Origin of the sequence: Pistricoccus aurantiacus (assembly GCF_007954585.1) — a bacterium.
GTDB classification, from domain to species: Bacteria; Pseudomonadota; Gammaproteobacteria; order Pseudomonadales; family Halomonadaceae; genus Pistricoccus; species Pistricoccus aurantiacus.
Genome location: NZ_CP042382.1, coordinates 388,155 through 399,832, shown reverse-complemented (window position 1 = coordinate 399,832; position 11,678 = coordinate 388,155). Strand labels below are relative to the sequence as shown.

The 11,678-nt window shown below is 62.2% G+C and carries 13 protein-coding genes; 8 read left to right on the top strand and 5 right to left on the bottom strand.

The window, feature by feature from the left end; genetic code table 11:
• Positions 1 to 15: 15 nt before the first annotated feature.
• Entirely contained in the window at positions 16 to 618 is a 603-nt protein-coding gene (locus FGL86_RS01865; RefSeq protein ID WP_246131708.1) for a TRAP transporter small permease, read from the bottom strand.
• Positions 619 to 628: 10 nt separating this feature from the next.
• Complete coding sequence (locus FGL86_RS01860) at positions 629 to 1,621, bottom strand: TRAP transporter substrate-binding protein (protein WP_246131707.1); 993 nt, start codon at positions 1,619 to 1,621, stop codon at positions 629 to 631.
• Positions 1,622 to 1,831: 210 nt separating this feature from the next.
• Between FGL86_RS01860 and FGL86_RS01855 the strand changes: the two genes are divergently transcribed.
• The 3 genes from FGL86_RS01855 to FGL86_RS01845 are packed head-to-tail and all read left to right on the top strand — an operon-like array spanning position 1,832 to position 4,247.
• On the top strand, positions 1,832 to 2,587 hold the full coding sequence (locus FGL86_RS01855) for a 5-oxoprolinase subunit PxpA (RefSeq protein ID WP_147183009.1): 756 nt from the start codon (positions 1,832 to 1,834) through the stop codon (positions 2,585 to 2,587).
• Positions 2,584 to 3,306 carry a 5-oxoprolinase subunit PxpB gene (gene pxpB, locus FGL86_RS01850; protein ID WP_147183008.1) on the top strand — a complete coding sequence of 241 codons (723 nt, stop codon included), beginning with the start codon at positions 2,584 to 2,586 and terminating at the stop codon, positions 3,304 to 3,306. Before FGL86_RS01855 ends, pxpB begins: the two co-directional genes overlap by 4 nt.
• A complete protein-coding gene (locus FGL86_RS01845; protein ID WP_147183007.1) occupies positions 3,303 to 4,247 on the top strand; it encodes a 5-oxoprolinase subunit C family protein in 945 nt (314 codons plus the stop codon). Before pxpB ends, FGL86_RS01845 begins: the two co-directional genes overlap by 4 nt.
• Here FGL86_RS01845 and FGL86_RS01840 read toward each other — a convergent pair.
• Complete coding sequence (locus tag FGL86_RS01840; protein WP_425468306.1) at positions 4,232 to 5,254, bottom strand: tRNA dihydrouridine synthase; 1,023 nt, start codon at positions 5,252 to 5,254, stop codon at positions 4,232 to 4,234. The genes FGL86_RS01845 and FGL86_RS01840 overlap by 16 nt on opposite strands.
• A 101-nt stretch (positions 5,255 to 5,355) precedes the next feature.
• Here FGL86_RS01840 and FGL86_RS01835 point away from each other — a divergent pair, with 101 nt between their 5' ends.
• The 3 genes from FGL86_RS01835 to FGL86_RS01825 are packed head-to-tail and all read left to right on the top strand — an operon-like array spanning position 5,356 to position 8,861.
• Positions 5,356 to 5,616 (top strand): OadG family protein, encoded by a 261-nt coding sequence (locus FGL86_RS01835; RefSeq protein WP_147183006.1) that lies wholly within the window; start codon positions 5,356 to 5,358, stop codon positions 5,614 to 5,616.
• A 46-nt stretch (positions 5,617 to 5,662) separates the two neighbouring features.
• On the top strand, positions 5,663 to 7,528 hold the full coding sequence (gene oadA / locus FGL86_RS01830; RefSeq protein ID WP_147183005.1) for a sodium-extruding oxaloacetate decarboxylase subunit alpha: 1,866 nt from the start codon (positions 5,663 to 5,665) through the stop codon (positions 7,526 to 7,528).
• Positions 7,529 to 7,538: 10 nt separating this feature from the next.
• Positions 7,539 to 8,861 (top strand): sodium ion-translocating decarboxylase subunit beta, encoded by a 1,323-nt coding sequence (locus FGL86_RS01825; RefSeq protein WP_147183004.1) that lies wholly within the window; start codon positions 7,539 to 7,541, stop codon positions 8,859 to 8,861.
• Here FGL86_RS01825 and FGL86_RS01820 read toward each other — a convergent pair.
• Positions 8,845 to 9,486, bottom strand: a complete 642-nt coding sequence (locus FGL86_RS01820; RefSeq protein WP_147183003.1) for an IMPACT family protein — start codon at positions 9,484 to 9,486, stop codon at positions 8,845 to 8,847. The genes FGL86_RS01825 and FGL86_RS01820 overlap by 17 nt on opposite strands.
• Entirely contained in the window at positions 9,486 to 9,956 is a 471-nt protein-coding gene (locus FGL86_RS01815) for a LexA family protein (protein WP_147183002.1), read from the bottom strand. Before FGL86_RS01815 ends, FGL86_RS01820 begins: the two co-directional genes overlap by 1 nt.
• Before the next feature lie 250 nt (positions 9,957 to 10,206).
• Between FGL86_RS01815 and ccmA the strand changes: the two genes are divergently transcribed.
• Together ccmA and ccmB are read left to right on the top strand one after the other, a co-directional pair.
• Positions 10,207 to 10,863, top strand: coding sequence for a cytochrome c biogenesis heme-transporting ATPase CcmA (ccmA, locus tag FGL86_RS01810; RefSeq protein ID WP_147183001.1), 657 nt, complete (start codon positions 10,207 to 10,209; stop codon positions 10,861 to 10,863).
• Positions 10,847 to 11,572: a heme exporter protein CcmB gene (ccmB, locus tag FGL86_RS01805; RefSeq protein WP_147183000.1), complete on the top strand. Its 726-nt coding sequence runs from the start codon at positions 10,847 to 10,849 to the stop codon at positions 11,570 to 11,572. Before ccmA ends, ccmB begins: the two co-directional genes overlap by 17 nt.
• Positions 11,573 to 11,678: the final 106 nt, after the last annotated feature.

Genomic DNA, 11,678 nt, shown 5'->3' with positions numbered 1-11,678 from the left:
CTTCGTCATTCCTCGTTACTCTTCGAGTTGCTGCGCTTCGGCACCGGCGTCGTCGATATGGAACTCGTCGGGTCGGGTGACGGCGATCAGGGCGGTGGAGATCCAGGCCTCGAGCAGTGCTAAAGCCAGCAGCAGAACCCCGATCAGCATGGCGCTCTGAGGAATCCACAGCGGTACCGGTACCATGCCGTAGGACACCTCGCCGAATTCGATGCTGTCGAGCATCAATATGCCCGTATACCAAGCAAGATACCCGCATAGACCTAAAGCGATACTCAGACACCACAGCTCGACGAAGACGCGCACCCGGGGTGGCAGTTGTCCGATCACCAGGGTCACGCGGATATGCCCGCCGTGAACGAAGGTGTAAGCCAGTCCCAAAAAGCTCGCGCCGACCAAAAGAAAACCCGAAATTTCGGCGAGTCCGGGGATCGTCAGATTGAGAGCTTGGATGTTCAGCATCGCGGCAAGCCTGTCGAGCAGACGACCGACTACCTGGACGGCGATCATGGCGCAGATCACGCCCAGGCAGATCGCCGCCGCGTAGCCGCCCAGGTTATAGAGCGATCTGAGGCGAAAGTGGATACCTGCCTGCCGGGCGTCTCCGGTGCCGGTCATCGATCATGGCTCACTGTTGCAACTCGCGATACCGCTCGAGAATGCGTTCGCCTTGGTCGCCAGCGCGCTCCAGCCATTCGTCGGTCATGGTGCTGCCGATCTCATCGAGGGAGGCGGCCAATTGCTCGCTGGGCTCGCTGACGGTAATGCCGTTGTCGCGCAGTTCCTGTAGCGCCTCCTCGGTTTCCTGGCGGCTCATTTTCCAGCCTCGTTCTTGCGCTTCTTTTGCTGCATCCAGTACGGCCTGCTGTGTTTCGTCGTCCAGGCGGCCAAAGGCGCGTTCGCTGACGATGACCATATTCTTGGGCAGCCACAGCTGGGCATGATTGAAATTATCCAGATAGTCCCAGGCCTTGGTGTCGGCGCCGGTGGCCGGAGAGGTGACCATGGCATCCACGCGCCCGGTGCTGAAAGCCGTAGGGATGTCCGGTACTTCGATCTGGGTGGGCACAGCGCCGGCAAGCTGCGCCAGCCGCTCGCTGGACTTGTTGTAGGCGCGCATCTTGAGGTTTTCCAAGTCGTCGAGGGCTTCGACTTTTTCTTGGGTATAGATACCCTGAGGCGGCCAGGGAACGGTGAACAGCAGGCGCAGCCGCTGCTTGGCGAGCTCCTCGGCGATGACGTCCCTGGAAGCATTCCACAGCGTTCGAGCCTCCTCGTAGCTCGAGGCGAGATAAGGTACGGAATCCACCTCGAAGATGGCGTTCTCGTTGGCCAGGCGCGACATGATCATCTCACCGATGGGCACGATGCCGCGACGCACGGAGTTCTTGATTTCCGGATGGGCGATCAACGAGCCGTTGGCATGCACGGTAATGTCAAGTTCACCATCGGTTTTCTCGCGCACGTCGTCGGCGAACTCGCGAATGTTAACGGTATGAAAGGTGCGATCACCGTATGGCGTCGGCATGTCCCACTCGGTAGCGGCCTTGGCTGTAGCGTTCAAAGCGGTCGCCAGCCCTGCGGCAGTCAGAGCTAGAGCAATGAGTCTATTGGCTGACATGGACGTTCCCCTGTTGTTAAGGTGTTTCGCGATCATTGCCGGCTTCGCGTACATGGTTTAATCGAGTATAGATTAGGTGACAACAATGGGAGCAAACTTAGACAGCGGCATAATCGATCGTCAACGGTAGTCATATCTGCTTGATAATATCCAAGACGATTTATCGATAAGTTGGCAAAAAGGTTTCCCTTGAACACAGGAGGCGGCGCCATGGCTCGATTGAGACTCAACGCGGACATGGGCGAGAGCTTCGGGCCTTGGAAAATGGGGCTCGACGATAAGGTCATGCCTTATGTGGATCTCGCCAACGTTGCCTGCGGCTTTCATGCGTCGGATCAAGATACCATGCGCGCTACCGTTCGCTTGGCGGCCATCCATGGCGTCGTCGTTGGTGCCCATCCTAGCTATCCGGACCTGGTCGGGTTCGGGCGGCGTTCCATGGCCTGTTCCGGCGAGGAAATCGAGAATCTGGTGCTTTATCAGATCGGCGCCTTGGCGGCGATGTGCCGGGCGGAAGGCGCGCGATTGGGTTACGTCAAGCCGCATGGAGCGCTATACAACGACATGATGATTGATCATGACCGACTCGAGGCGGTGATGCGTGCGGTAGTCGCTTTTGATGCCGATCTGCCGCTGATGGTCATGGCGACACGAGACCCGGGGCCGGCGCAAGAACTGGCCGCCGCTCAGAGGGTGACCCTCTGGTTCGAGGCCTTCGCCGATCGTGCCTACGACGCCGATGGACGGCTGGTCAACCGCCGTGAAGCCGGCGCCGTGCATCAGGGGGCAGAGATGATCGTCGATCAGGCGCGGCGCATCGCGCTTGGCCAGCCGCTTGTCGCCAGCGATGGAAGCGAGCTGGTGCTCAAGGCGGATACCCTGTGCGTGCACGGCGACAATCCCGAGTCCATCGCGGCAATCGAAGCCATCCGCCAAGCGCTTGACGCTCTCGAGGCGGGCTCGTGAGCTTGCCCCGATTGGAAAATGCCGGGGTCGACGCCTGGCTGGTACGGCTCTTCGATGCCATCGACGAGGCCAATATGCCTTGGCTGACCGCGCTGAGCCGGCGCTGCGAGCAGGCCTTCGGCGAGGCCCTGATCGATCTGGTGCCGTCCTATACCACGCTACTGGTGCATTACGATCCCTTGCGATTGGATGCAGGAAACGCACGATTTTTATTGACGGATATTCTGGCGAATCTTCAGCCGGATAATGACGCGATCGATAGTGAGGTCAAGGAGCTGCCGGTGTGGTACGACGACAGCGTGGGGCCGGAACTCTCGCGACTCGAGCGCGCCAGTGGGCTGGATCGTGCCGCAGTGATTCAAACTCACGGTGAACACGAGTATTGCGTTTTCGCCCTGGGCTTCGCGCCGGGTTTTGTTTTCATGGGCTCCCTGGATAAGCGCCTGGAACTGCCGCGGCTGAAGACGCCGCGGCAGCGAGTGCCCGCCGGCAGCGTGGCGGTGGCAGGGCGCCAGACCTCCGCCTACCCCCGAGTTTCCCCGGGGGGCTGGAACCTGATCGGCCGTACGCCGGCGGTACTGTTCGACAGAAATCGCGAGGGTTTCAGCCTGCTGCGGGTAGGCGATCGCGTGCGTTTCAAGGCCATCGATCGGCAAGAGTTCGAGCGCCTGGGCGGCGATACCACACCCGTCTCGTCAGGCGAGGAAAGTCAGTCATGAGCTCGGCGACGCTGGGTGCCCTGCGGGTGGAAAAAGCCGGCCCGCTAGCCACGCTACAAGACGTAGGGCGCTTCGGGAGCCGACGCCTGGGGATGACCCAGGGCGGCGCGGCGGATCTGCACGCCTTTGCCTGGACTAATCATTTAATCGGCAATCGTTGGGATGCGGCGGCGCTGGAGGTTGTTCTAGGCGGACTTACGTTAGTCGCGGAGCAGGATACCCGACTGGCCCTGGGCGGCGCAGATCTGCAGGCTCGAGTCGACGACAGGCCGCTGACACCCTGGCAGGCGTTTACCTTGTCCAAGGGTGAGCAGCTAGTCTTCGGTTCTCCGACAAGCGGCGTGCGGGCCTACCTCGCGGTGCCCGGCGGCTTTCAGGGCGAGCCGGTGCTGGGGAGTCTTTCCTGCGTCGTCCGAGAGGGTCTAGGAGGCCATGATGGCCAGGGGCGGGCCCTGGCAGAGAACGAACGGTTGACGTTTTCCCTGACGGAGCAGTCCAGAGCCGAGAAAACACGAGCCGTGCCCGTGGATCAGCGTCTCGATTATCGCCAGCCGGCGATCCTTCCGCTGATCCCCGGCGCGCAGATCGCGGATTTCACCGGTGGCAGCCTGTTTAGAGCATTCAATCATGCCTGGCAGGTGGACACGCGAGCGGATCGCATGGGCGTCAGACTGACCGGGCCGGCGTTGCGGTGTCGACATCAGCGGATGATTTCCGAGGGAATTGCTTTGGGAGCGGTCCAGGTACCGCCGGACGGCCAGCCCATCGTGCTGCTCAACGACCGCCAGACCATCGGCGGCTATCCGCGTCTGGGCACTCTGACGCCGCTCGCCTGCGCGCGACTCGCCCAGTGCCAGCCCGGTGAAAAAGTCTATTTCGCTGCCACGGCATTGACGCAGGCGCAGGAAGCCTATCGCCTTTTTCGTCAGGCGTTCTCGTGAGCCGGTGCTTCGACCGCCGACCGGCAGGGCATCGTCAGGCCTTCGAGAAAATCGTCGAGATCGACACAGCGACGCAGCGCCTGAAAGCGTTTGGCGGCCTCGGTGTCCCGGGCGCGCATCAGGTTCAACCATTGTTTCAGCAAGGAAACTACGACCCGGGGCGGAAGTATGTTACGTTGCGCCGCAGCATAGCGTTGCAGGATGTCCGCCCGAACAGTCCAGGGGGTAGGGCCAAGGAGAGTCTCGGCCTGCTGCCAGCCGCGAATGCGTCGGGCAAGCCAAGGGTCCGCCAGGGCACCGCGCCCCAGCATGACGTCCTTGCAACCGGAAAGGCTGCGCGCCTTCCAGTAATTTTCCAGGGTCCAGATATCGCCGTTGGCGATGACCGGAATGGTCAGGTGTCGGCGGATGCGGCCGATCCACTCCCAGTGGGCCGGCGGGCGATACCCTTCGTTTCGGGTTCGGGCGTGCACGACCAGAGCCTGGGCGCCGCCGTTCTGAGCGGCCTTGGCGCAGTCCAGCGCCTGACGACGGTGAGCAAAGCCCAGGCGTATCTTGGCGGTCACCGGGATGGCATGGGAGACGGCGCCGGCGACGGCGGCGACCGCCGCCTCGACTCGCCTGGGGTCACGCAGCAGTGAAGCGCCCCCGTCATGACGATTGACGGTCTTGGCGGGGCAGCCAAAATTCAGATCGAGGCCGATGGCGCCCAGCTCGCAGGCCTGACGTGCGTTGGCCGCCAGGGTTTTCGGATCGGAACCGAGTAGCTGTAGGTGGACGGGAATACCGCTGGGGGTGACGCTCGCGGCACCGAGTTCCGGGCAATGCCTGCGAAAGACCCGGGCGGGCAGGCGGGTATCGGTGACTCTCACGAACTCGGTGACCGTCCAGTCGAAGCCCGGCGTATCCGTCAGCAGGGTGCGGGTATGGGCATCGATGACCCCCTCCATGGGGGCTAGGCCGATGCGACCGGGGTGTAGTAGCGTGTTGACGGTTTTTTCGGCCATACCGATTCGGCTGACTCCGTTGCGGTGACGACCCGTGCCTGGGATCTGTCAAGAAAAACGAGTGCGAATTGTACCGTCGCCGAGGGAGGAGGAAAGGGGTTATGCAGAATTCATCACTGTTACAGGAAGGTCTGATGCTGATGGCCTTCGGCATGGGCTTCGTCTTCATCTTTCTGACGATTCTGGTGGTCGCTACAAGTCTCATGTCCCGGGTCGTGAAGCGTCTGGTGCCGGTGCCCGCCAAGCCTGGGCCGAGTACCGGCCAGAAGGGTAAGGCCGAGGATGACGATGCGGTACTGGCCGCCATCGGCGTGGCCATTCATCGGTATCGTCGGCGTGGTTCAGACGTCTCGTCGTCCTGACGGTCTCGTTACTTTTTCCCCGTTTAGAACAAAAGGACAAATCGTCATGTCCCTGTTTCGCAAAAAGAAAGATCAGGTCCTTGTATCCGAGAAGAGCGAGACCAAACGCCCTTTGGGCATTACCGACGTGGTGCTGCGAGATGCGCACCAGTCGCTGTTCGCGACGCGCCTGCGCCTGGAAGACATGCTGCCCATCGCCGACAAGCTCGATCGAGTAGGATTCTGGTCCCTGGAGTCCTGGGGCGGGGCGACCTTCGACGCCTGCATTCGCTATCTCGGCGAGGATCCCTGGGCGCGCATCCGCGCTCTGAAGGAGGCCATGCCCAATACGCCGCAGCAGATGCTGCTGCGAGCGCAGAATCTGCTGGGCTATCGCCACTACGCGGATGACGTGGTGGACCGATTCGTCGAGCGCGCCAGGACCAACGGGGTGGACGTTTTCAGGGTCTTCGACGCCATGAACGATCCGCGCAACCTGGAGCGGCCGATCCAGGCGGTGCGCGCCAACCAGGGTCACGCCCAGGGCACGATCTCCTATACCGTGAGCCCGGTGCATACCGTCGACAGTTGGGTGTCCCTGGCCAAGTCCATCGCCGACATGGGCGCGGATTCCCTGGCCATCAAGGACATGGCGGGACTGCTGACACCTTATACCGCCTTTGAGCTGGTCACCAAGCTCAAGGCCAGCCTGAATATTCCCATTCACATGCAGTGTCATGCCACCACCGGCATGTCCACCGCTACGATTCTCAAGGCGGTGGAGGCGGGCATCGACAATGTGGATACGTCGATTTCTTCCATGTCCATGACCTACGGCCACAGCCCCACGGAATCCGTGGTGGCGATCCTGCGGGGGACGGATCGGGATACCGGGCTGGATCTGGAACTGCTCGAGGACATCGCCGCCTACTTCCGGGAGGTACGCAAGAAGTACGCGGCCTTCGAAGGCTCGCTGAAGGGCATCGATTCGCGCATCCTGGTCGCCCAGGTACCCGGCGGCATGCTCACCAACATGGAAGGCCAGCTCAAGGAGCAGGGCGCCGGAGACAAGCTCGACGATGTGCTGACCGAGATTCCCAAGGTGCGGGAGGATCTTGGCTTCATTCCGCTGGTCACCCCGACCTCTCAGATCGTCGGCACTCAAGCGGTAATGAACGTGATGATGGGAGAGCGCTACAAGTCGATTTCCAAGGAAGTTCAGGCGCTGCTCAAGGGGGAATACGGCGCCGCGCCGGCGCCGTTCAACCGAGAGTTGCAGCAGCGAGTGCTGGAGGGCGGCGAACCGATTACCGAAAGGCCCGCGAATCTTCTCGAGCCGGAGATGGATCGCTTGAAAGAGGAACTCAAGGTCAAGGCCAAGGAAGAGGGGATTCGCCTGGAAGAGGGTGAGCGAGAAATCGACGATGTGCTGACCTATGCGTTGTTCCCGCAGATCGGTCTCAAGTTCCTGAAGAATCGCGACAACCCTGATGCCTTCGAGCCGGCGCCCCAGGTCGAAACCCGGCAGGAAGCACAATTGCCCGCCGAGGCGGAGTCGCAGGCAAGGAAGGCGCCTTCGGGCCCGGAAACCTATACCCTCACCGTCAACGGCAAGCAGTATGTGGTCGAGGTGGCGGAAGGCGGCGAGCTGGGCGAAGTGAAGGCCCAGGATAAGGGCTCCCAGGAAGCGGCGCCCGCCGCCGCTTCCCCCCAGGCGTCCAGCGGTGAATCGATCGATGCGCCCTTGGCGGGCAATATCTTCAAGGTCAACGTCAGGTCTGGCGATCAGGTGGCGGAAGGCGATGTGGTGATCATTCTCGAGGCCATGAAGATGGAAACCGAGGTGCGTTCCGCCAGCGCCGGTACCGTCTCCGAGGTCGTGGTCAAGGAAGGCGACAGCGTTGCCGTCGGCGATCCGCTGATTCGGCTTTAAGGAACCTTCCATGGATAAACTGCTGACCCTCTGGTACGGCTCCGGGCTCTACAACATGGGGCTTGGGCAGGCGGTGATGATCCTCGTCGGCCTGCTGCTGCTGTATCTGGCCATCCACAAGAAGTTCGAGCCGCTGCTGCTGGTGCCGATTGGTTTCGGCGGCATTCTCGCCAACATTCCCGAGGCGGGGCTGGCGCTTTCCGCGGCGGAACAGGCCGCCCATCTGGCCCGCCCCGAGGTCCTGCAGCAACTGGCGGCCGCGCTGGATTTGCGATTGCCCACCGGGGCTGATCTGGAAGCCTGGCGTCAGGTGATCACCCAGGCGCTGCACGGTGATGCGTCTCCAGGGCTGATTACCGCCGCCAACAATGCGGCCATGGAGGCCGGCTTCAATCACGGCGTGCTCTATCAGTTCTATCGGGTGTCCATCGCGACGGGGATCGCGCCGCTGGTGATCTTCATGGGCGTCGGTGCGATGACCGACTTCGGCCCGCTGCTGGCCAACCCGCGTACCCTCTTCCTGGGGGCGGCGGCCCAGTTCGGTATTTTTGCCACCCTGCTCGGCGCGGTGGGCTTCTCTTCCTTGGGCTGGATGGACTTCTCTCTCAAGCAGGCCGCCGCCATCGGTATCATCGGCGGGGCGGACGGGCCGACCTCGATCTACGTCTCGAGCCTGCTGGCGCCGGAACTGCTGGGGGCCATCGCCGTGGCTTCCTATTCCTACATGGCCCTGGTGCCGCTAATTCAGCCGCCGATCATGCGCGCCCTGACCACCGCCAAGGAGCGCCAGATCGTGATGACCCAGCTACGGCCGGTGCCGCGGCTGGAGAAGATCTGCTTCCCGCTGGTGCTGCTGATTCTGGTAGTGCTGTTCCTGCCGGACGCGGCGCCGCTGCTGGGCATGTTCTGCTTCGGCAACTTGATGCGGGAATGCGGCGTGGTGGAGCGGCTCTCGGATACTTCCCAGAACGCCTTGATCAATATCGTCACGATCTTCCTGGGGCTTTCCGTGGGGTCCAAGCTGGTGGCGGATCGCTTCCTGGCGCTGGAAACCCTGGGCATCCTGGGACTGGGGATCGTCGCCTTCGGCATCGGTACCGCCTGCGGCGTATTGATGGCCAAGCTGATGAATGTGTTGAGCAAGACCCCGGTCAACCCGCTGATCGGCTCCGCCGGGGTTTCCGCGGTGCCCATGGCGGCCCGGGTCTCCAACAAGATCGGCCTGGAGTACAACCCGCACAACTTCCTGCTGATGCACGCCATGGGGCCCAACGTGGCAGGGGTGATCGGCTCCGCCGTGGCGGCAGGGGTGATGATCAAATACCTGGGCTAGAACCTTGAGCTGAGGCAAGGATTTGGAGCCGGCCCTTGAGCCGGCTTTCCAGTTCACCGAGTTCGACGGGTTCGTCTTCCGGCCAGCCCACGGTGAGAGTGACGCCATCCGCGCCGTAGTCCGCCTGCTCGATGGGAATATCCTGGCCGGCCAGCCAGCTTCTGGCCTCCGCTTCCCCAGCGAAGTCGAGTTTCAGCGTTAGCGGTTTGCGGGGAGTAAAGGTGCGGGTCGGCAGGGTTTCCAGGGCCAGGCTGACGGCTTTCGAGTAGGCGCGGGCCAGGCCGCCGGTGCCCAGCTTGATGCCGCCGAAATAGCGGATCACCACGCAGCCCAGTTGACCCAGGCCGGCGCCTTCGAGTACCTGAAACATAGGACGCCCCGCGGTGCCGCCGGGTTCGCCGTCGTCGGAGAAGCCGATGGCGTTCTGTTCTCCCGGGGCGCCGGCGATAAAGGCGGTGCAGTGATGGCTGGCGCCGGGGTGCGCCTGGCGGGCGGCCTCCAGCAGGGTGCTGAAATGCTCGGGACTGGGCGTGTGTCCTACCCAGGCGATAAAACGGCTTTTTTCCACCTCGAACTCGGCGTGATGCACCGTTCCGCTAGCCAGATCCGGAATCGGATAGGACATCAGTTGAGGCGATCCGGCTGGCGAACCACGCCCATGACCAGTCCCAGCACCCGCACGTCGGCATTTTTCAGATAGATGGGCGCCATGGCGTCGTTGGCCGGCTGCAGGCGCACGCCGTCTCTGTCGATATACAGCTTCTTCAAGGTGACCTCCCGATCGTTGATCATTACCACGGCGGTTTCACCGTTCTCGGCGCTTTCCTGACGCTCGATGATGATCACGTCTCCATCGTGAATCTGGCAGTCTATCATCGAATCTCCGCAGACCTGGAGCGCATAGGTATTGCGCCGCACCATGCGCGCCGGGGCTCGAATGTAATCCGTCCCCGGGCATGCCTCGATGGGCAGGCCGGCGGAGACCTGGCCCAATAACGGCACTTCGATCAGTGCTTCTGGAGCGATGGTCCGCCAGGCCTGGGCCATGGGCAGGTTGGGAAGACGCTGGAGATAGTGCGGTGCGGCATTCAGCATGAGTGTTTCCCCTGACTTGTTTCAGCATTCATTATCGCATTATTTGATGAATGCTGTATTTTTCTACAGTACTCTTGAATCATCATAGCAAAGCGGCATCGCCTGACAAGCAGATTTATCAACAGCGTTCGCCCGGCGATGGCGGTACTGTTTCGCTGCGACCCGGCGCCGCGCCGCGGAACTGGCGGTGACAGGGCTTTCCGTGTAGAGTGCCGGCGGATCAAGATCCCCCAGGAGACTAGGCCCTATCGTGAGCTTCCGCCTGACAGCACGAAACTTGAGTTGCGAGCGCGACGGACGGTACCTGTTCGAAGGTCTCGATCTGAATGTCGGAAGCGGCGATCTGGTGCGTGTCGAAGGACCGAACGGCAGCGGCAAGACCACGCTTCTGAAGATTCTTTGCGGTCAACTGGGAGATTACGAGGGCGAGATTTTCTGGAACGAACAGCCGATGCGTCGAGCTCGGGGGCTGTTTCTCGCCAACCTTCTTTACATGGGCCACACCCCCGGGGTCAAGGCCGGTTTGACCGCTCTGGAGAACCTCGCCTGGTACCAAGCGCTGGTAGGGGAAAAAAGCAGTGAGGCCCGGCGTTTCAAGGTGTTGGAAGAGGTCGGCCTGGCGGGCTTCGAGGACGTCCCCGCGGCGCAGCTCTCCGCAGGCCAGCAGCGGCGTATCGCCCTGGCGCGGCTGGCGCTGATCGAGCGTCCGCTGTGGGTGCTGGACGAGCCCTTCACCGCCATCGACCGTCACGGGGTCGCTGCTCTGGAGCAGCGGCTGCTGGCCCAGGTCAAGCGCGGCGGCAGCGTGCTGTTGACCACCCATCACGATCTGGCACCCTTGGGAAGAATCAAGTCTATTGCGCTGGGGCCCGGCGCCTCCGGGGAACGTCATGTCCATCACGAATAGCCGGATGCTCAAGACCTTCGATGAACCTCGTGGCGGTCTCGGGGTCGCATGGCTTGCGACCTTCCGGCGGGACGCGACCTTGCTGCTGCGTCGGCGCAGCGACCTGATGAATCCGCTGGTATTTTTCGCCCTGGTCATCACCCTGTTCCCCTTGGGGATTTCGCCGGAAAGCCGGCAGTTGGCGACTATCGCCCCGGGACTTTTATGGGTCGCGGCGCTGCTGGCGACGCTGCTTTCACTGGATTCGCTTTTTCGGATCGATCTGGAAGATGGCTGTCTTGAGCAACTGCTGCTGGCGCCCCAGCCATTGGCGGCGCTGGTGCTGGCCAAGGTGGCGGTGCACTGGCTGATGACCGGGCTGCCGCTGGCGTTGATGGCGCCGCTGCTGGGACTGATGCTGGGGCTTCCGGTTCAGGGGTTCGCCGTTCTGTCGCTATCGCTTGTGCTGGGTACCGCCAGCCTGAGCCTGATCGGGGCGATCGGCGCGGCCCTGACCGTGGGGCTGAGCCGCGGCGGCGTGTTATTATCGCTGCTGGTACTGCCGCTTTATATCCCGGTGCTGATCTTCGGCGCCGGAGCCGTGCAAGCAACGTTATTGGGCGACGGAGCAGGGGCTCATCTGGCCATACTCGGCGCCCTGCTGTCCTTGGCGCTGATGCTGGCGCCCTGGGCCATCGCCGCATCGCTGCGAATCAGCATCAATGGTTGATCCACGTCAACGACCTTGATCGCCAGTAGACGAGAATAGCTAAAGCACGAATGGCAGCGGCGGGCGACTCGACGTTTGAGCGTCCAGGCACCGCTTTTTAAAAGCA

Bases quoted from the DNA above. Each gene is read 5' to 3' on its own strand.
- FGL86_RS01825 (WP_147183004.1), top strand. From the start codon at position 7,539: ATGGATAAACTGCTGACCCTCTGGTACGGCTCCGGGCTCTACAACATG.
- FGL86_RS01835 (WP_147183006.1), top strand. From the start codon at position 5,356: ATGCAGAATTCATCACTGTTACAGGAAGGTCTGATGCTGATGGCCTTC.
- FGL86_RS01865 (WP_246131708.1), bottom strand. From the start codon at position 618: ATGACCGGCACCGGAGACGCCCGGCAGGCAGGTATCCACTTTCGCCTC.
- FGL86_RS01845 (WP_147183007.1), top strand. From the start codon at position 3,303: ATGAGCTCGGCGACGCTGGGTGCCCTGCGGGTGGAAAAAGCCGGCCCG.
- ccmB (WP_147183000.1), top strand. From the start codon at position 10,847: ATGTCCATCACGAATAGCCGGATGCTCAAGACCTTCGATGAACCTCGT.
- FGL86_RS01820 (WP_147183003.1), bottom strand. From the start codon at position 9,486: ATGTCCTATCCGATTCCGGATCTGGCTAGCGGAACGGTGCATCACGCC.
- FGL86_RS01855 (WP_147183009.1), top strand. From the start codon at position 1,832: ATGGCTCGATTGAGACTCAACGCGGACATGGGCGAGAGCTTCGGGCCT.
- FGL86_RS01840 (WP_425468306.1), bottom strand. From the start codon at position 5,254: ATGGCCGAAAAAACCGTCAACACGCTACTACACCCCGGTCGCATCGGC.
- FGL86_RS01860 (WP_246131707.1), bottom strand. From the start codon at position 1,621: ATGTCAGCCAATAGACTCATTGCTCTAGCTCTGACTGCCGCAGGGCTG.
- FGL86_RS01815 (WP_147183002.1), bottom strand. From the start codon at position 9,956: ATGCTGAATGCCGCACCGCACTATCTCCAGCGTCTTCCCAACCTGCCC.
- oadA (WP_147183005.1), top strand. From the start codon at position 5,663: ATGTCCCTGTTTCGCAAAAAGAAAGATCAGGTCCTTGTATCCGAGAAG.